This window comes from Mobiluncus curtisii subsp. curtisii ATCC 35241 (assembly GCF_000146285.1).
Classification (GTDB): Bacteria; Actinomycetota; Actinomycetes; order Actinomycetales; family Actinomycetaceae; genus Mobiluncus; species Mobiluncus curtisii.
Genome location: NZ_GL385912.1, coordinates 747,375 through 765,107, shown reverse-complemented (window position 1 = coordinate 765,107; position 17,733 = coordinate 747,375). Strand labels below are relative to the sequence as shown.

The following is a 17,733-nucleotide window of genomic DNA, read 5'->3' as shown; positions in this document are numbered from 1 at the left end:
AAACAAAAGTGGGCGAGAGGGGACTCGAACCCCCACGTCAAAGACACAGGAACCTAAATCCTGCGCGTCTACCAATTCCGCCACTCGCCCTGGCGCCACTATAGTGTAGCGGATTTCAAGCTAAATCTGCGAGCGCGATGTCCGACAGCCGCGGTGTCGGCAGCGCCTGGGGAGAATCCGGGGGAGCCGGGGTTGCTTTCTTGGCAGCCAGAATCAAATCCTCCAGCGGTTTTGCATTGCGAATCCACCCCTCGGGAGAAGGCCATTCAGATTGCGGACCGGGCTGATCCGAACCTGCTGCCGCCTTCGCCAACAGCGCATTCGGCGTAAAACACCACTTGGCGCGGTCAAAATCATTCAAACCTCGCGAACCCAAAATATCCACTACGGGCGGTAACATCCGCACACAGTTCGCGTAAGCCTGGGCGGAGGAAAACTGCCAAGCCGGGTAAACCCACTTCCGATCCAAAGTCCGAAATCCCAGCAAACGCCCGTCCCGCACGGCTTTCATAATCGCTTGGCGAGACACGCCCAGCCAGTCACAAACATTACCGGTCCGGCAGACGGGTCCCACCAGGTTATTGAGCGACGTTGGCGACGCCAGAAAAGCCTGGGCCAAACGCGCCAAGCAGTGCATGTTTTCGCGACTGGCATCGGCGTGGGCGCGCGGTCGAGCCAAAAGCATCGTGCGGATAGTCTCTAAAAATTGTTCCTCATCGTCGGTCAGTTCTCTCCGCACCGCATTCGCCTTTCGGTCAGAATAAGTAAACAAGTTTGTCTGATAGCGTCACTGCTACGACCAAGACTATCAAAAGCAAGATAATCGCGGTAATAAGCCAACGCTGCGCCGTCCAAATCCGGGCAAACCCGGTGCCGGGAAACAACCAGCCGAGCCGCATCAGTGCCGCCCCAAGCTGCACCCACAAGATAATCGTGCAGGTCCAGACGATAAAACAGAACGGGCACAGTTTCGTGAACTCGAAAATGGATTGATGCAGGAAAAACGCAATCAGCACCATTCCTCCGGTCAGCCCCGCTTCAATCAGCACCCCCAGCCAGCGCGGTATCTGCCCGCTGCACCAAGCCAGGAACACACCTGCCAAACCAGCGAATAACCCGACTCCGACCAGCGCGTTCGGGATGCCAAACAATAGGTGAGCCTGCCAGGTCGTGAGCGAAGCCGAACAGCCAATCAGCGGGTTCAGATCGCATCCGAGATGCTCCGCGGGGTGTTTCAGCGTCTGAATTTCGGACAGCACCAGTTCCGCGCTCGCTGCCATAGCGATGAACGTCAGCACTATCAGCAGCACCAGGGTGGAGGTGGTGGGTCGACCAGCGCAGTCGTTCAGGGTCGTCCCGTCGTCGGGTTCTTGCTTCATGAGGGTTATTCTAACTTTTATGTCTGCACACTGGTCCTGGTGTGCCGGTACGGCGCGGAAATGGGACCAGACTGGGGAGTTGGCAATCCCGCTCGCAAACTTTGCCACACCAATCCCGTTCGCCGACTTTGCCCCGCCAATCCCGTTCGCCAACTTTCGTCGGGGCGTGACGCCCAAAAAATCCCAGCACTCACCCCACGCCTGAAACCGGTACAAAAACGCTGAAACCCCCACAATTCCCTGCTGCGCGCGAAACTAAACGGACCGGTGAAAGAACCAGCCGAAAACCTCACGGAAAAACGTATAGAGCTGCGCGTTGAGCTCAGTTTGTCACGAGCGCCAGAATCCTGTAAACTAAACTTTCGTTGCCCCGGTAGCTCAGTCGGCAGAGCGTCTCCATGGTAAGGAGAAGGTCCAGAGTTCGATTCTCTGCCGGGGCTCGCTTCACGCTTGACGGTTCGCGCCGCTGAGCAGCGAGGCGGGGTAGCTCAGTTGGTGAGAGCGCACGACTCATAATCGTGAGGTCGAGGGTTCGAATCCCTCCCCCGCTACGAACCCGAACCGGATAACCGCAGGGGATAAGCGATTAGAAAGAAGTAAAACAGTGGCTGCAAAATCGAAAGACATTCGCCCGAAGATTACGTTGGCGTGCTCTGAGTGCAAGGAGCGCAACTACATCACCAAGAAGAACCGGCGCAACACCCCGGATCGCTTGGAGCTGAACAAGTACTGCCCGCGTTGCCGGAAGTCCACGTCGCATAAGGAAACCCGCTAAGGGCTTTTTCACAAGCTTCCCGGCGTCGCCGTTATGGTGACGCCGGTTTTTCGTGTCTCATGAGCGAGGTCACAAGCGCACGCGGGTTCTGCGAGGGGCACAAGTGTGGTGTGCGTCTCCGTGGGGTGCGGGGAGCTTTGGGTGGGACCGGGCGCGAAATGGATGCGGATAAGCGAAGGGGGCGGCCGTAGCCGCCCCCCCCAAAAAAAGCCCGAAGAACTTACTTCAGCAAGTCTTTGAACTGGTCAACCAGGGAATCAGAGATTACGCCTACGCCACCCAAAGCCTTGAATTTACCAGCCAGCGCCGCATTTGCCGTGCGAGCCGCCTTGGCAAAAGCGGTTACCTCCGCGGAGGCAGAGTCTTTTTGTATCAGCAGAACCGGACCGGCCAGTTCAGCCTTATTATCGATGAAACCAGCGACGGTGGCATCTGCCGAAGCCATGCCGTTAGCAAAGTACAGAGCCTTGGCGTTAGTGCCGTTCGGGTACTGCGTCTTGGCAATCTCGAGAGCGGTCAGGTAGCGATCCGCCCCGGCGATGCGAGAAGCCTTGGCTCCCGCTCCACCCAAGTAAGCCTGGATGGCGGCATCGGTCGGACCGGCAGTCTTTGCGTCATCTGCCTTTTTCTTTTCCAATTTAGCCTGAGCGACCAAAACATCTTTCTCTGCTTGGAGAGGGGCGGCATCGTAGGCAGCCTGAGCTTTATCATAAGCTTCCTTCTTTGCATTATTGGTCTTATCGGCTTCGTAAGCAGCCTTGGCAGTATCGAAATCTTTCTTCAAGTCCTCTTTTGTCTTGACGTTCTTGATACCGACATAGGTCGCCACCAGCTTGCCCTTAGCATCTTTTTCAGTCTGCTGGGCTGGAGCATCGGCGGGGGCAACTGCACCCGTCTTGGTGTCAGACTTCAGAATTTTGTCATTGCCTGCCGTTTTTACCTCGCTCTTAAGAACACGGGGTGCAGTGAGTTCGATAGTTTTTTCGACACCACTATTATTGACATTGGATTTCACGAAGTCTTTCGCGGTCTTACCGTCAGCCAGGGTGTACCAGCCATCGAGTTTCATATCGGCTTCACGAGCTGCTTTATCTAGATTAGCTTGGAGCTTAGCTTTCGCTTGATCTTTGGTCATCCCAGAGCCGCCACCAGCACCGTTAGCAGTCGCTGCCGCGTTCAATTCGGCGGGCAGAACCGCGCCTTCGCCGCCCAAAGCGACAACCTCGGAGGGCTTCAAGCGCTTGATTTCATTCAGGGTTGCGGCAGGCAAAGTGCCGGAGCCGTTGGTCAACAGAACCGGGGCACCATCGGTCATGGTGCCACCAACCAGGGCATCGACCAAGGTGATGCCGTTAGCCAAGTAAACTTTGGCGCTGGTCTTGCCCTCGGGGAACAGGTTCTTGGAAATCTCAGCTGCTGTCCCAAACCGGTCCGCGCCCGCAATTCGGGTCACGGTGGCTTTCCCAGCAACTGCCTTTACCGTGGCGTCGCTAACCGCGCCAGTGCCACCCAGCACCACAACTTTAGTGGCCTTTAACTTAGTGATGGCTTCGGCAACGTTCTTTTGCGCGCTGGGGGAGTCGTTGACCAGCAAAAGGGGACCGCTGGGCAGTTTGCCGCCGGCGACTGCGTCGGCTTGGGAGTCGCCACGAGACAGATAAACCACGTCGGAGGTGCCAAAAGCGCTGGCCACCGAAATCGCGGTGTTGTAACGGTCTGCGCCAGCGTAACGGTCGGAATCGGTTGCCGCAACCGCGCTCATCGGCACGGTCATAGCCAGGGCAGCTGCAGCCGCCCCGAAAGTCAAAACAGACTTCTTCATAATTGTGTTTCCTAACTTGTTGGGTGGATGAATTCCGTACTCATCCTATTTATTACTTCTGCATCTCGCATGGGATGGTGAAGTCCTTACACCCCTAATACGTTTCAAAAGTGGGGATTCTTACAGACACCATTAACTGTAACATGCCGGGATTTTTGAAAATGCCTTTCGTGGTTAGTGGGTTAGACTTAAACGGTGAGTGAAGAAATGACTAAGGATGAAAATAAGGTGCCCAGCGAGACGGAAGTACGCGCTACCTTGAAGGCGGCTCAGGAAACCTCGAAAGCGATTGCAGCTGACATCGCGGCGGGAAATGTCGGAAAGTACCGCATCCTGACCGGGGATCGACCCACCGGATTCCTGCACATCGGGCACTATTTTGGCACCTTGAAAACCAGGGTGGACCTGCAAAACCTTGGCATTGACACCACCGTACTCATCGCGGATTACCAGGTCATTACTGACCGGGACAACCTCGGCAACGTGCGTGAATACGTGTTAAACCTGGTGGCAGATTACCTGGCGGCGGGGATTGACCCCGAAAAATCCACGATTTTCTGCCATTCTCAGATTCCTGCCATTCACGAAATGCTGGTCATTTTCCTGTCCCTGGTTACTGAGGCGGAACTGCACCGTAACCCGACCGTAAAAGCCGAGTTGGAAGCCGCCGCGCGTCCCATGTCTGGGCTGTTGCTGACTTACCCGGTACATCAGGCGGCGGACATCCTGTGCGCCAAGGCGAACCTGGTGCCGGTGGGGCAGGACCAGCTGCCGCACTTGGAACAAGCGCGGGTGCTCGCCAAACGGTTCAACAAACGTTATCCGCAACGCGACCCACAGACCGGTAAAAAGACCGGGCATGGCGTGCTGCCCCTGCCGCAGGGACTATTGGGTCAGGGCGCGATGATTCTGGGCACTGACGGTCAAAAGATGAGTAAGTCCCGGCACAATACGGTGGAGTTGCGTGCCAGCGAGGACGACACCGCGAAAGTCCTGAAAAAAGCCGTGACTGATTCTGATCGCCAGATTACTTTCGATCCTGTCCAGCGTCCGGAAGTGTCAAACCTGTTGCTCATTGCTTCGCTGTGTACCGGGCAGGCTCCCGAGGACATCGCCGCGGAGATTGGTGCCGGTGGCGGTGGGGCGCTGAAAGCCCTGGTTACGGAGGCGCTGAACGAACACTTGCGCCCGCTGCGTCAACGTCGCGCCGAGCTGATGCGCGACGAAGGATACTTGTGGAGTGTGCTGGCGCGCGGCAACGAAAAAGTCCGTGATGAAGCCAACGACGTGCTGCGCGAAATGAAAGTCGCTATGGGAATGAACTACGGGGTTTGATGGAAACGCAAGACGATCACAAGAAGCCAGAGGACTTGATTCGGCGTCGCGACCATGCTCAGGCCGTGGCAGACCGCATGGTAGAGCGCGCCCTGTGGATTATCAATCTGGATCATCAAGGCGCGTCGGTCAGCCCGGAAACCCGCGGTGAGCTGGTCGAAGAAACTACTGACATGCTGCTGGAATGGGCATATGAAGTCGGGGAGGATTCTTTCCGCGCCGGCGAGTTCAAAGGGCGTCCGGGGGCAGCAGGGGAAAACAAACCCTACCCGTCCTCGCTGGCGAAAGCGACGCCGCAAAGGCTGGGGCGTCGCGACTATCTGTTAGACGAGTAGTCGCGTTCACAAGGGCGGGGCGTCGCCTTAGCGCTTTTGGACTTTGCGCAGGGTGTTGAGCAAATCGATTTTTTCGTTCCCGGAGGGGTTATCCGGCACTTCCGCAAAGAAAATCCGCATCGAGAACGGCTCCATTTGGGACTTCATCCCGCGTACCGTCACGGGCAGCTCAGAAATGACTTCTGCCAGACGAATCCCGGACCCGGGGGTGACTCCGACCTCCTCGGCAAACAGCGCGACCGGGTCATTCGTGTCGCGAGACTGCGGTGAAGGCACCGCAGAGTTCAAACCGGTCAACAACTGCAGCTTTTCCGCAGCGTTGCCCTCGCGAGCACTCGGATCGGGCCAGGTGGAATCCCATACCAGCCTAAACACGCGGGAACGCGCCCGCGGGGGATTAATCTGGACTTCATCCCTGGTTCCGTTAATCATGACCAGCAAATCTACGTCATCCCAAGGGGCACCGGAACGCAACATCTGGAGCACGCGGTTACTCGGATCGTGCCAGGCGCCGGGGGTTAAAGGTTCGCCTTCGCGGTTGTACCAAGACAGATCCTGGAGTTTATCCCCGTCTTGAGGCATCCCGGAGGCGAACTCATCGGGACGCATGACCGGGTGCTCAGCACGTAAACGTAGCAGGTAGCGGGCAGTTTCGAACAATCCCTTTTGCCAAGGCTGCCAATGCCAATCCAACCAGGAAATCGACCCATCCTGACAGTAGGCGTTATTGTTGCCGTTCTGCGAGTTCCCAAACTCGTCCCCTGCCAAAATCATGGGTGTCCCGGAACTGATTGCCAGGGTTCCCCACAAGTTTCGTAAGGTCTTTAGCCGGCTGGTCGCGATTTCGACCGTCTCGGATCGTTCCAGGGGATCCCCCTGGAACGGGGTCGTGGGATCCATCCGGCTGAACCGGGGGGAGAGACCTTCCCCGGATTGCGGGGTGGGGTCGTCTGGTGTCGCTGTTTCGAGCGAGAGTAGATCCCCGAGTTCTTTACCTCTGAGAACATGACCTTCGTGACCGTGATTCCACGAGTTATTGTTGTTTGTCCCGTCCCGGTTGCCTTCCAGATTGGCTTCGTTGTGTTTGTGGTCAAAAGTCACCAGGTCTGCCATCGTGAAGCCGTCGTGGGCGGCGATGAAGTTGATGGAAGCTCCCGGTCCGCGGTTGTATTCAGTGATGTTGGAACCGTAGAGGTCAGCCGACCCGGAGACGCGAGTAGCGAGCTCGTGCGGACCGTGCGCGTGACGCTCCTGCGCTAACGCTGCCGCGTCGGTGAGCCAAAATCCCCTGATACCGTCGCGGTAGCGGTCGTTCCAGTCCGCAAAAGGCGTAGGGAAATTGCCGGTCTGCCACCCGTTCGGTCCCATGTCCCACGGTTCGGCAATGAGTTTGCAGCCCGCCAGGACCGGGTCGGTCGCCATGCCGACAAAAGAGGGGTGGCGCAGGGCATACTGCTCGCGGTTGCGTCCCAACGTGACCCCCAAATCGAAACGGAAACCGTCCACCCCGACTTCTCCAGCCCAATACCGTAGCGAATCCAGCAACAGTGCCACCGCCCGGTTGGACGTGAAATCAACCGTGTTACCGCAGCCGGTAAAGTCCACCATTTCGTTGGGGTAGCAGTGATTCCAGATGTAGTAAGCTTGCGAATCCAGACCGCGCAAGCTGAGGGAGGGACCCAGGGTACCGCCCTCAGCGGTGTGGTTATAAACCACGTCCAACAGGACTTCAATACCGGCTTGGTGCAGCAACGAGACCATGCCACGGACCTCGTCCAACACGGCTTGCGGACCTTGCCGCTGGGCAGCTTCGGTCGCGTAGGTCGGCTCGGGCGCAAAATAGCTCAAAGTTGAGTAGCCCCAATAGTTAGTCAGGTTACGTTCCGCCAGGAACGGTTCGGGCATCTTCGCGTGAATCGGCAGTAGCTCAATCGCGGTCACGCCCAAGTTTTTCAGGTAATCAATGGTGACGGGGTTTGCTAAACCGGCATAGGTGCCCTGCAGCTCGGGGGGAATTCCGGGCAATTGCCGGGTCAAACCTTTGACATGCGCTTCGTAAATGACGGTGCGCGGCCACGGGGTGCGCGGGTGGTCCGCCACCGGGAAAGAATGCGTGTTTACTACGACTGAGAGCGCGTTGTAATCCGCGGAATCAAGCGAATCCATAGTCAGCTCATGGGTTACAGGCTTCAGCTCGGCATCGACCTGGTGGGCGTAGAGCTGCGGGCTGAGAATAGGGGTCCGCGTAATCGCTTTTGCATAAGGGTCGAGCAGGACCTTTTGCGGGTTAAAAAACAATCCCGCGTCGGGATCCCACGGTCCGTATGCCCGATACCCGTACACTTGACCGGGGCGCACACCGCGAATGTTGCCGTGCCAAATCCCACGGAATGGTCCGCGCAGCCGAATCCGCCGTTCGGACTGGTAGTGCCCGTGTTCGTCGGGAGCGTCGAACAGGCATAGCTCTACCGCTGTGGCTTGGTGGGCATAGACGGAAAAGGCGACCCCGGATTGGGTAATCGTGGGCCCCAAATGATGCGGGTCGAGTTTCGGTTCCTCCGCAATCACGTCAGTTGGGGCAAATGTCGGCGTCGTCCCTTTCTCTTGGACAGTCATAGAGTCGAGACTACCGGGAAAACGCTTCACCTGCCGGATTTTATCAGCTTTGCCTAACTTGTGGCTGGTAAATCGGGCTTTTTCAGGTCCGGAATTCCCCACGGTCGCCCGATTTCAGGCACTGGAGTTTTTCGTAAATGATTTCCGAGGTCACAAGTCCGGTCCGCAATCCGTAGCGGTGATGGTCGCCTGGGCGATGACTCGGTCCCCCTGGGGACTGTCTTGGTAGAGCACCAGAGACTGTCCCGGTGCCACTCCGGTGACTCCGGCGGTGGGCGGCAGCGCCACCTGCAGTTTGGTTCCGTCCGTGCCGGATTCCAGATGCACGGCTTGGGGTGTGACGGGCTGTCCGTGGGCGCGGAACTGGATAGTCAACCCGACCGGGTCCAACTTGCCCTCACCAGTTGCGCCGAGCCCCAGTCTGGTGGGGTCTGTCAACCAGTTCACTGCGGGACCGGCTTGAATTTCCGTGACTGTCAGTGCTTGACGGGGAGCCACGAACACCGTGTTCGTTTCCGCATCCGTGCCTACCACGTAACGGGGGGCACCGTCCTGGTGAGGGCGGGGAATGTGCAGGCCGCGACGCTGTCCGACCGTGTATTGGAACGCGCCATCATGAGAGCCGACCACCGCCCCGTCCTCATCCACAATCTGACCGAGGGCTGCCCCGATACAGCCACGCAAAAAGCCACGTGTGTCTCCGTCGGGAATGAAACAGATATCGAAAGAATCGCGCTTGCCCGCCACCGGGATTCCCAGTGCCTCCGCTTCTGCCCGAGTGGCGGCTTTGTCCGTCACGTCCCCCAGCGGGAACACGGCTCGCGCCAGCGCCTCCGCTCGTGCCCCTGCCAAAACGTAACTTTGATCCTTACCTATCGCTGACCCGCGCAGCAGGGCGAAGTCCGGGAACGCTCCCTCCGTGACGGTCGGGGGGACTCCCACCGGAATCAAGCCTGCTTGACCGGGACGCCACAGCCGGGCATAGTGACCCGTCGCGACATAATCGAAGCCCTCCCGGCGAGCGCGTTCGATGACATAGCCGAACTTGATGAAACGGTTGCAATGCACGCAGGGGTTCGGGGTCAGACCGTCACGATAGGCTTGCACGAACGAATCCATCACGACCCGGTTGAAACGCTCTGCCAAGTCCCACACCTGCAGCTCGACCCCCAGGAAATCCGCGACTCGATGCGCGTCAGCCAGGGCGTCCACCGGCTCGGCGGAGGTGACTGGTCGCGACCACGGGCGGGAGGGAGACTCCAATTGCATAAAGAATCCCGAAACCTCGTGACCGGCAGCCTGCAGGCGCGCGGTTGCCACTGCCGAATCCACGCCGCCGGATAGTCCCACTAAAATTTTTGCCAAGTTTTTCCTCCTCAATGACCTCACATTCTACCGTTTCCCATTGAGCTGGCACTCGCCGGTCCCGACACCTCGGGAAGATGCCTATTTGAAAGGAAAAACAATGGAAAATCAGCTAATCACCGACTCGCGCTCGCACCTGGAACCGCAGACTTTCTCCGATTTTGGTCGGATTTGGTTAGAGAGCCGGGTCGATTTAAAGCCGACCACCAGGGCTTGCTATCGGTCGATGCTAAACATGGTCAATCTGGAATTTGGGGAACTGTCCCCGAAACAGGTCAGCTATCTGCAGGTCGTTTCTTGGGTCGCAACGCTTGCGGAACAGGGAGTCAGCCCCACCGGGGTGCGCCAGGCGTATCAAATCGTGGGGCAGGTGTTGGCGTTGGCGAACCGTTTGGGGGAGATAGAAAGCAACGTGGCAGCCGGAGTGCCGTTGCCGACAGTGTGCCGTACCGGACGCCATCGGTACTTGAGCGTGTTGCAGCTGGAATCTCTGGCGCTAGAGATTGGGTGGTGGCGTTTGACCCGCGATCTCGCTGGGGTCAGTCTGCCCGTCGGGTGGGGACAAAACGTGGTGTTCTTGCGCAAGAAAGGGCGTGCCGGGTACCTGACACGTCGCAAGTCTCGGGCCGGGGCGATTGACACCGGTTTGGCGTCGCTGGGTAGGGTGCGCGGTGGACAGACTCCCGCACGGGATGGCAACCAGCTGGAGATTCTGGTGCGCTTGCTGGGCTACACCGGTTTGCGTATCGGGGAAGCCCTGGCGCTGACCCCCGCTGCCCTCGATTTAGATCGGCGCATTATGCGAATCGAGCGGGCAGTGTCGGAGGTGTCGGGGCGGCAGGTGTTTGGCACTCCCAAGAACGGTCGCACCAGAGTCGTGCCGATTCCGGATTTCTTGCGGCGGGACTTGCGGGTGTTGACCAGGGCGACCCGCGGGGGTGACGACTTTCTCTTTGCTACCAAACATGGCACCCCGCTGCGAGCCTCTAACCTGCGCTTACACTTCGACATGGCAGCCTTGGCGGTCGGACAAGCCGGATTGCACATACACGACCTGCGTCACACTGCCGCCACTTTGGCAGTCTCGGCAGGCGCGAATGTGAAATCGGTGCAGCGGATGTTGGGACATTCGTCAGCTTCGCTGACCCTCGATGTGTACGCAGACTTGTTTGAACCGGACTTGGGAGATGTCGCCGGGGCGCTGAGTCGGATGCGCCAGAGCACCCTGCGTCGAGCCGCTGCCTAGGGCGAACGAGTTATGCACACGGCTTGTGGAAAAACTGTGGATTAGTGAGTCTACGGTGGAAATGTGCAGGTAAAGTCCAGGTTGATAAGGGGGGGCGAAAAAATGGCGTAATCTCAGGTAAAGCATTACAAAGCCGCAGTTCAGGGTGGTGTTAAGGGAGGGGTCACGGTGAAGCAGAGCCGCTGGCGGTTTTCCGCACCAAAAGCACTAACCCGTCCCCACCCCTTGTGGATAACCTGTGGAAACAGCGGGAACAGGGGGAGCTTTCGTTCCGATTCTGTTCATCGGCTTTGATAGGCTAAAGCCATGAATGAACCTTTAGCAGGAACCGGTGGACTGCCCGACGGTCAGTCGACAGACAGCGAGGTAGGCGCAGACGCTGCCTGTAACTCGCAAGGCAGACCCCACAGCACTCGTGAAGAATACGAACGTGTCATTTTCCTGGCACGCGTGGTGCTGGGGTTCACGGTGGTGGCAGCGGTCACGCTGATTGTGATTGCCCTCACGGCGCATCGAGACTATCCCTCCATCGTGGTCAGCCTCGTGATGGTGGCAGCGGCGGTGCTCTATTACGTCAGGACCGCCCGGTCGGTAAAACAGGATTTAGAATCCTGCCCGGAACTGCGGAAATAGGGTTATTCCGGGCGCGCGTTTCCCGCCACCCGACCTGCCCGGCGCGACGAGAGGGTGCGTCGCCCTGATGAAAAGTGCAAGAATGGGGTCATGAGTAAAAATCGTGTTTCTGCGCGCCTTGCCGCCATTGCCCCGTCCGCGACCCTCGCTGTCGATAGTAAAGCTAAAGAACTAAAAGCTGCCGGAAAGCCTGTCATCGGCTTCGGCGCTGGTGAACCGGATTTCCCGACTCCCGATTACATTGTGGAAGCTGCCGTGGCGGCGTGTAAAGACCCCGCCAACCACTACTACACTCAAGGTAAAGGGATGCTGGCTACCCGCGAAGCTATCGCTGCCAAGACCTTACGCGACTCCGGCTACGAAATTGACCCGAATAACGTCATCGTCACCAACGGTGGGAAACAGTCCGTGTTCCAGGCTTTTGCCGCCACCGTCGACCCCGGCGATGAAGTGTTGCTGCCGGCACCCTATTGGACCACCTATCCCGAAGCAATTCGCCTGGCTGGAGGCGTTCCGGTGGAAGTCTTTGCCGGTGCTGATCGGGACTACAAAGTCACGCCCGAGGACTTGGAGGCGAAACGCACGGAGCGGACCAAGGTCCTGCTGATTTGTTCCCCCTCTAACCCGACCGGTGCGGTCTATACCCCCGAGGAACTGACCGCTATCGGTCAGTGGGCTGTGGAAAAGGGCGTGTGGGTCATTAGTGATGAGATTTACGAACACCTGCTGTATGACGGTGCTCAGCCCGCCCACATCCTGAAGCTGGTTCCGGAACTGGCAGACACCTGCGTAATCGTCAACGGCGTGGCGAAGTCTTACGCCATGACCGGGTGGCGTCTGGGCTGGATGAACGGTCCGACCGACGTCATCAAGGCTGCCACTAACTTCCAATCCCACCTGACTTCCAACGTGTGCAACATCGCCCAGCGGGCTGCCATTGCGGCATTGACCGGTCCGATGGATGCGGTGGAACAGATGCGTCAAGCCTTTGACCAGCGCCGTCAGACCATCGTGCGGATGCTGAGCGAGATTGACGGCTTGCAGGTACCCGTGCCGCGTGGCGCGTTCTATGTGTATCCCGATGTGACGGGCTTGTTTGGACGCAGCTTGGACGGGGAGCGTATCGAGTCCTCTTCCCAGTTGGCAGCCATGATTTTGGACAAGGCTGAGGTCGCGGTGGTTCCCGGCGAAGCCTTCGGTCCCAGCGGGTTCATCCGCATGTCCTATGCCCTTTCCGACGCTGACCTGGTCGAAGGGGTCAGCCGGGTGCAGGATTTGTTGGCAAAAGTGAAGTAGGTTTTTTGGATTTCACCGGGGGTGGCGCATTAGTGCGTTGCCCCCGGTTTAATTTTGGGTTTGACTTGGTTTGGTTCGGTTCAGTGTGGGTGCGCTTGAAAGTTAGGGGGGCTTTGCCCTATCATTGAGGACGCTGTGTTTTTCGTTTCCACCTGACGGTGTGAAAGCGAGATTCAACCTAGGGAAGTGGCGCAATTGGTAGCGCAACGGTCTCCAAAACCGTAGGTTGCAGGTTCGAGTCCTGTCTTCCCTGCCAGTAGCTGAAATCGACCATGTTGAGCAATCGAGTCTGGTCGGTGAGCCCCGGACGATTAGCTTTAGGCAGGGTTTTCGACTATAATTTGACTCATCCCCCCGTTAATTTGCTTAGGGTGAAGTGTGCCCTGGGCGGGGAAAAATTGCCTACAGGAGGAACACATAATGGCAGAAACCGAGGGTGCCATTCAGCCGGCGAAAAAAGCCGAGCCGACCCCTAGCGCTGAGCAAGATCTTGGCTTTTTTGCACGTATCGTGCAGTTTTTCCGCCAAGTCGTGGATGAGATGAAAAAGGTCGTCTATCCCACCAGCGAAGAACTGTGGCGCTACTTCTTGGTCGTGATTGTATTTGTGGCCATTATCATGACCGCGGTCGGGTTGATGGATCTGGGTTTCGGAGCCCTCACCGACGTCATCTTTAGCTAGACCAGTTTGGTCTTTTCAACATCGTTACCCCACGAGGAATACAGAATGTCAGACGAAAATGAATTGCAAGAAAACGCCGCTGTGGCTGAGGAAGCCCAGCCGGAACCTAGCCAGCCGGTTGAGGACACTCAGCCCGCCGAGGACGCTTTGGAGGAAGTTCCCGCCAATGTGGACCCGGAAACTGGTGAAATCATCGAGGACGCCGCGGATACTGCGGACACCGAGACGGAAGAACTCGACCCGAAACAGGCCCTCGAAGTCGAGCTGCGCGCCCTGCCAGGCCGGTGGTACGTGGTACACACGTACTCTTCCTATGAGAAGCGTGTGAAACAGAACATCGAACAGCGCGTGGCAAATAATCCCGGCATGGAAGATTACGTCTACCAGGTCGAGATTCCGATGGAGGAACACGTCGAGGTTAAGCCCAAGAGTCGCAAGGTGGTGCAGCGTCCGCGCATCCCCGGATACGTTCTGGTGCGTATGGACATGGATGAGAACTCCTGGCGTTTGGTTAAGGACACCCCGGCTGTGACCGGTTTCGTCGGTAACCAGCAAGATCCGCTGCCGTTGACGCTTACGGAAGTGGTCAATATGCTGGCTCCGACCGCCAAGGAAGCCGCGAAAGTGGCGGTGGAAGACGGTCAGGTCGAGATTTCACAAGCGACGCAGCGGACTGCCCCGGTGGCGGCGGATTTCGAGGTGGGTCAGTCGGTTACTATTACCTCCGGTCCGTTCGAGACGCTCTCCGCGACGATTGCCGAGGTCAACGCCGAAACTCAGAAGCTGACCGTGCTGGTCACTATTTTCGAGCGCGAGACTCCGGTGGAGTTGAACTTCAACCAGGTCACCAAAATCGACTGATTCTTGAGGCTTGGCGGTGGGCGCGGGATTTCCATCCCGCGCCCACCGGGGTTTTTAGGCTTGTTCGTAAGCCGGGCTGGGGCATCTCATCAGCTGCCGCAGTTAAACTTGGCTTTTAGTCCAGCCGGAGGTGCGGAACTGAACTCTCAAAGCTGGCGGGGAAGGCTGGCTGATTGCGCCGGGAATCCGCGAGGGGGCACGAGGGAGAGGTCGCGCTTAATCTTTAATCTGCGCGCGATTGAGCGGGGTAAAATATCGGAAACTAGCGAGAGAAATTGTTGAAATCGCGATGTTCTGAGTGGTACACCACCAGGGACTCGAACCCTGAACCCACTGATTAAGAGTCAGTTGCTCTGCCAATTGAGCTAGTGGTGCATGCGCTTCAGGCGCGGTTAACAATGTTAACGCTCCGAGGGAAGATTCACAAATTGAACGAGCCACAATTCTTAAGATTCGTGGAGGCAAATCTGGCGAACTGGCTTTTACCTGCTTATTTGCGGCGATTTTAGGAATCTGCGCGACGGAACTAACGCGCCGCTCGGCGCGACACGGTTATCCCAGGGACTCCAAAGATGCGGGAACATTGGCGCTATAACCCATTTCCACCAGGGCGCTGCGCAGTTTTTCACAGCTGGCTTTGATGCCATCCGCCACTCCCGCCGCTTTGGCATCGGGATTGAGTACTTGCATAGAATCGGTCGGAATCACATGAATATGCAGGTGGGGGACATCAAAACCGGCGACGACTATCAAGGCTCGTGACACGTTAAACGCATCGCGTCCGGCTTGCCCGATAATTTGCGCAACTTGGGACAGATGCGCGATCAAATCCGGGTCGGCATCTAGGTAGTTGTCGACTTCCTCCCGCGGCACCACCAGCATGTGACCGTCACTGCGCGGTTCAATGGTGGCGAACACGACACATTGTTCATCTTGCCAGACAAAATTGCCGGGGATTTCACCGTTGATAATTTTTGTAAATACGCTGGCCATCAAGTTTTCCTTTCGCTTGCAAAAGTCCGGTCGGGCAGTTTTTCCGCGGAACGGGCGCATCGGGTGGGACCGGAGAGACTTCCCGGCGTCGTCCCGCTTTTATAGTAGGGGAATTTTGTCTCCGAGGGGGCATGTAGAGTTAAAGCGTGGCAACAAAGAAAAACGCTCCGAGAGGCTCCAAGTCGGCTTTTGAACCCTGGTCGCGTGCAGCTTTGGCTCCGGTGGTATTGCTGCTGGGAAAACAACGGGTTTTCGCGCAGCGTGCCATAGCCAGCTTGCGTGCGGCGGCCCTGGACGCGGCAGAGAGAGCCGGGGCGATGGAACCCCCGGAAATCACCGAGGTCAACCCCCGGACTTATGAATCATCCCGTCTGAGCCAACTGACTTCTCCTTCTCTCTTTGGAGGAATGCCGCTGATTATCATTCCCGGACTGGAACAAGCGAACCCGGAGCTGCTCCAGGATTTAGAAACTTACTTGGCAAAGCCCACGGCGGACGCTTCGCTGGTGCTGTGGCACGCGGGGGGAAATCACGGGAAAAAGGTCCTGGACTTGTGCAAAAAGGGTGCCGCAAAGGTGTATGCCTGTGACGAACTGCGCTGGCCGGAAGAAAAAGCACAGTTCCTCCAGGCTGAAGCGGGACGGCTGGGGCGTCCTCTCCACCCGGACGCGGTAGCGGCTCTGGTGGCGGCGCTGGGGGACGAGTTCGAGGAATTGCTCGCCGTGACCACCCAGCTGCTGCAAACGGTGGGAGATCCGTCTCAGCCGCTGAGTCTGGCTGAAGTCGATCAGTATTTGCAAGGGCGGGTGGAGGCGACCGGGTTTAACGTCGCTGATGCGGCGGTGACCGGCAATGTTGGCGAAGCGCTGCGCCTGTTACGTCACGCTTTAGCGACCGGGGTGGCGCCGGTATTGATTGTCTCCGCGATGGCTACGAAAATCCGCCAGATACTGACGTCCCTTTCCCCCTCGCTGCCCCCCGCGATCGCGGCGATGGACCTGGTGGACCCGCCTAAACCCCTGTTTGGACGGATTGCTCAGGGAATCCGTGCGGTCGCACCGCGCTGGGATGACGAGCGGCTGGGGCTAGCCATCCTGGCAGTAGCCCGCGCGGACGAAGCTGTGAAAGGGGCGTCGCGGGATCCGGAATATGCCCTGGAAGCCATGGTTTTGGCAGTGTGCCGATACGCCAGCGGCGTGCGTGAGCCAGTTGGGATGCCACCCACGCGAAACTGAGTGCCACTATCAACAGTCCACCCACTCCTGCCACCGGGTTTTCTAACCAATCAACTTCCGCTCCGGGGCGACTGGCAAAGAATCGCGCCACGCCCGAAATCCATGCGGCAGCCCACCCGGTGAAATGCGCCGCCCCCTGTTCCAATAACCGTACCGGCAGGGCGCAAATAGCGCACGGACCGGTCGGGAGTCCCGCCAGTGCCGCTAGGGCAACCAGCCCCAAACCGCCCACGGTCACCAGGGAGGACACCGCTCCGGTTAAGAGATTCGCGGGTAGGGAATAAACTTGCAGTTTCCCGCGCATCACCAACATCAGCGGCGCACAAGCCAGCTGCGCGCTCAGGGAAACAGCCAGTGGCAGCGCCAGCAGGCGCGGCAAAAACCGAGCGCACCAGGCAGACAAGTAAGGTCCGCCGGTCACGATAGCGCCCGTCGCCACTACGGACAGGGCAAAACCCCAGGAAGTTGCTTGGAACGGCTGTACCAGCAGCATTCCTATAATCGCCGCGGACAGGGAGGACACCGCGCGGGAGGGGCGGGCTATCCCCAACCCCACCAGCGTTAACACCCCCATGACCGCCGCGCGAGTGACGGAGGCAGAGCCTTCCAACATGGTCAGGAAAGTTCCCATAATCCCTGCCGCCGCCACGACTTGCACGCCACGAGGTTTCCGGGCAGTCAATCCCAGCGCCAGGGCCAACAGGACACTGAGGTGCATTCCAGAAACAGCGGTCAGGTGCGATAATCCTGCCACCTGCATAGACTCCTGATCTAGGGGATCTTGGGCGACAGTTAGCCCCAAGCTCATCGCCATAATCATTCCCGCCGTTGATTCTGAGAGACCAGACGTAGCCTGGCGCAGACGCTGGCGCACCGCATTGACAAACACAAACCGTCCGGTGGGAGGTCCGATAACTTCGGGGGTGGTCGGAGACTTCGCATAGCCCAAGTATTGAGTGGATAGGTCCCGACCAGCCAGACCGGTACGCAGACGTACCCATGAGCCGAGCGGGACTTCGTCCCAGCCGGCACCTTTGACCTGCAACCGGGCGCGGGTGGGGTAAGTAAAGCCGTGCCAAGTCAGACGGGTCGCTCTCAAGTCAACGCGGTAGCTGTCTCCCCAGCTCGGTTTCGGAGTGGAAATAACCTGGGCTTTTATGT

15 protein-coding genes, 5 tRNA genes and 1 pseudogene are annotated in these 17,733 nt (G+C 58.2%); 12 read left to right on the top strand and 9 right to left on the bottom strand.

Annotated features, from left to right (window positions below; all coding sequences use genetic code 11):
• Positions 1 to 9: 9 nt before the first annotated feature.
• The 3 genes from HMPREF0574_RS03485 to HMPREF0574_RS03475 all read right to left on the bottom strand — a co-directional run bounded on the left by HMPREF0574_RS03485 (position 10) and on the right by HMPREF0574_RS03475 (position 1,379).
• Positions 10 to 90, bottom strand: a tRNA-Leu gene (locus HMPREF0574_RS03485).
• A 25-nt stretch (positions 91 to 115) separates the two neighbouring features.
• A complete protein-coding gene (locus tag HMPREF0574_RS03480) occupies positions 116 to 739 on the bottom strand; it encodes a hypothetical protein (protein WP_004007301.1) in 624 nt (207 codons plus the stop codon).
• A gap of 16 nt (positions 740 to 755) precedes the next feature.
• A complete protein-coding gene (locus HMPREF0574_RS03475) occupies positions 756 to 1,379 on the bottom strand; it encodes a vitamin K epoxide reductase family protein (RefSeq protein WP_236585831.1) in 624 nt (207 codons plus the stop codon).
• A 367-nt stretch (positions 1,380 to 1,746) separates the two neighbouring features.
• Here HMPREF0574_RS03475 and HMPREF0574_RS03470 point away from each other — a divergent pair.
• The 3 genes from HMPREF0574_RS03470 (at position 1,747) to rpmG (ending at position 2,154) form a co-directional block, all read left to right on the top strand.
• Positions 1,747 to 1,819 (top strand) — tRNA-Thr (locus HMPREF0574_RS03470).
• A gap of 37 nt (positions 1,820 to 1,856) precedes the next feature.
• A tRNA-Met gene (locus tag HMPREF0574_RS03465) sits at positions 1,857 to 1,930 on the top strand.
• A gap of 53 nt (positions 1,931 to 1,983) precedes the next feature.
• Positions 1,984 to 2,154, top strand: a complete 171-nt coding sequence (gene rpmG, locus HMPREF0574_RS03460; RefSeq protein WP_004007299.1) for a 50S ribosomal protein L33 — start codon at positions 1,984 to 1,986, stop codon at positions 2,152 to 2,154.
• A gap of 220 nt (positions 2,155 to 2,374) precedes the next feature.
• Here the strand turns inward: rpmG and HMPREF0574_RS03455 are convergent, their stop codons facing one another.
• Positions 2,375 to 3,976 (bottom strand): cell wall-binding repeat-containing protein, encoded by a 1,602-nt coding sequence (locus HMPREF0574_RS03455; RefSeq protein ID WP_004007298.1) that lies wholly within the window; start codon positions 3,974 to 3,976, stop codon positions 2,375 to 2,377.
• 207 nt (positions 3,977 to 4,183) lie between these two features.
• Between HMPREF0574_RS03455 and trpS the strand changes: the two genes are divergently transcribed.
• The gene (trpS, locus tag HMPREF0574_RS03450; protein ID WP_004007297.1) at positions 4,184 to 5,311 is read left to right on the top strand and encodes a tryptophan--tRNA ligase; all 1,128 of its coding nucleotides are present in this window, start codon (positions 4,184 to 4,186) and stop codon (positions 5,309 to 5,311) included.
• A complete protein-coding gene (locus tag HMPREF0574_RS03445; RefSeq protein WP_004007296.1) occupies positions 5,311 to 5,646 on the top strand; it encodes a hypothetical protein in 336 nt (111 codons plus the stop codon). Before trpS ends, HMPREF0574_RS03445 begins: the two co-directional genes overlap by 1 nt.
• A 27-nt stretch (positions 5,647 to 5,673) precedes the next feature.
• Here HMPREF0574_RS03445 and HMPREF0574_RS03440 read toward each other — a convergent pair whose 3' ends face one another.
• The gene (locus tag HMPREF0574_RS03440; protein ID WP_036325049.1) at positions 5,674 to 8,262 is read right to left on the bottom strand and encodes a glycogen debranching protein; all 2,589 of its coding nucleotides are present in this window, start codon (positions 8,260 to 8,262) and stop codon (positions 5,674 to 5,676) included.
• 150 nt (positions 8,263 to 8,412) lie between these two features.
• A complete protein-coding gene (gene mnmA, locus HMPREF0574_RS03435) occupies positions 8,413 to 9,642 on the bottom strand; it encodes a tRNA 2-thiouridine(34) synthase MnmA (RefSeq protein ID WP_004007294.1) in 1,230 nt (409 codons plus the stop codon).
• An 85-nt stretch (positions 9,643 to 9,727) separates the two neighbouring features.
• Between mnmA and HMPREF0574_RS03430 the strand changes: the two genes are divergently transcribed.
• The 6 genes from HMPREF0574_RS03430 to nusG all read left to right on the top strand — a co-directional run bounded on the left by HMPREF0574_RS03430 (position 9,728) and on the right by nusG (position 14,344).
• Positions 9,728 to 10,873, top strand: a complete 1,146-nt coding sequence (locus HMPREF0574_RS03430; protein ID WP_004007293.1) for a tyrosine-type recombinase/integrase — start codon at positions 9,728 to 9,730, stop codon at positions 10,871 to 10,873.
• Between the two features lie 306 nt (positions 10,874 to 11,179).
• Complete coding sequence (locus tag HMPREF0574_RS03425) at positions 11,180 to 11,506, top strand: hypothetical protein (protein WP_004007292.1); 327 nt, start codon at positions 11,180 to 11,182, stop codon at positions 11,504 to 11,506.
• Between the two features lie 90 nt (positions 11,507 to 11,596).
• Positions 11,597 to 12,802, top strand: a complete 1,206-nt coding sequence (locus HMPREF0574_RS03420; protein ID WP_036324875.1) for a pyridoxal phosphate-dependent aminotransferase — start codon at positions 11,597 to 11,599, stop codon at positions 12,800 to 12,802.
• A gap of 180 nt (positions 12,803 to 12,982) precedes the next feature.
• Positions 12,983 to 13,058 (top strand) — tRNA-Trp (locus HMPREF0574_RS03415).
• Between the two features lie 164 nt (positions 13,059 to 13,222).
• Complete coding sequence (secE, locus tag HMPREF0574_RS03410; protein ID WP_004007290.1) at positions 13,223 to 13,483, top strand: preprotein translocase subunit SecE; 261 nt, start codon at positions 13,223 to 13,225, stop codon at positions 13,481 to 13,483.
• A 45-nt stretch (positions 13,484 to 13,528) separates the two neighbouring features.
• Positions 13,529 to 14,344, top strand: coding sequence for a transcription termination/antitermination protein NusG (gene nusG / locus HMPREF0574_RS03405; RefSeq protein ID WP_004007289.1), 816 nt, complete (start codon positions 13,529 to 13,531; stop codon positions 14,342 to 14,344).
• A 299-nt stretch (positions 14,345 to 14,643) separates the two neighbouring features.
• Here nusG and HMPREF0574_RS03400 read toward each other — a convergent pair.
• Positions 14,644 to 14,719 (bottom strand) — tRNA-Lys (locus HMPREF0574_RS03400).
• A 177-nt stretch (positions 14,720 to 14,896) separates the two neighbouring features.
• On the bottom strand, positions 14,897 to 15,397 hold the full coding sequence (locus HMPREF0574_RS03395; protein WP_004007288.1) for an HIT family protein: 501 nt from the start codon (positions 15,395 to 15,397) through the stop codon (positions 14,897 to 14,899).
• 86 nt (positions 15,398 to 15,483) lie between these two features.
• On the opposite strand from HMPREF0574_RS03395, the gene holA reads away from it, so the two are divergent.
• A complete protein-coding gene (gene holA, locus HMPREF0574_RS09815; RefSeq protein WP_004007287.1) occupies positions 15,484 to 16,572 on the top strand; it encodes a DNA polymerase III subunit delta in 1,089 nt (362 codons plus the stop codon).
• Positions 16,573 to 16,615: 43 nt separating this feature from the next.
• On the opposite strand, the pseudogene HMPREF0574_RS09810 reads toward holA, so the two are convergent.
• A pseudogene (locus tag HMPREF0574_RS09810) lies at positions 16,616 to 17,332 on the bottom strand (ComEC/Rec2 family competence protein); the annotation flags it as partial.
• Positions 17,333 to 17,733: the final 401 nt, after the last annotated feature.

Bases quoted from the DNA above. Each gene is read 5' to 3' on its own strand.
- HMPREF0574_RS03475 (WP_236585831.1), bottom strand. From the start codon at position 1,379: ATGAAGCAAGAACCCGACGACGGGACGACCCTGAACGACTGCGCTGGT.
- HMPREF0574_RS03455 (WP_004007298.1), bottom strand. From the start codon at position 3,976: ATGAAGAAGTCTGTTTTGACTTTCGGGGCGGCTGCAGCTGCCCTGGCT.
- trpS (WP_004007297.1), top strand. From the start codon at position 4,184: ATGACTAAGGATGAAAATAAGGTGCCCAGCGAGACGGAAGTACGCGCT.
- HMPREF0574_RS03445 (WP_004007296.1), top strand. From the start codon at position 5,311: ATGGAAACGCAAGACGATCACAAGAAGCCAGAGGACTTGATTCGGCGT.
- HMPREF0574_RS03440 (WP_036325049.1), bottom strand. From the start codon at position 8,262: ATGACTGTCCAAGAGAAAGGGACGACGCCGACATTTGCCCCAACTGAC.
- HMPREF0574_RS03430 (WP_004007293.1), top strand. From the start codon at position 9,728: ATGGAAAATCAGCTAATCACCGACTCGCGCTCGCACCTGGAACCGCAG.
- HMPREF0574_RS03425 (WP_004007292.1), top strand. From the start codon at position 11,180: ATGAATGAACCTTTAGCAGGAACCGGTGGACTGCCCGACGGTCAGTCG.
- HMPREF0574_RS03420 (WP_036324875.1), top strand. From the start codon at position 11,597: ATGAGTAAAAATCGTGTTTCTGCGCGCCTTGCCGCCATTGCCCCGTCC.
- secE (WP_004007290.1), top strand. From the start codon at position 13,223: ATGGCAGAAACCGAGGGTGCCATTCAGCCGGCGAAAAAAGCCGAGCCG.
- nusG (WP_004007289.1), top strand. From the start codon at position 13,529: ATGTCAGACGAAAATGAATTGCAAGAAAACGCCGCTGTGGCTGAGGAA.
- HMPREF0574_RS03395 (WP_004007288.1), bottom strand. From the start codon at position 15,397: ATGCGCCCGTTCCGCGGAAAAACTGCCCGACCGGACTTTTGCAAGCGA.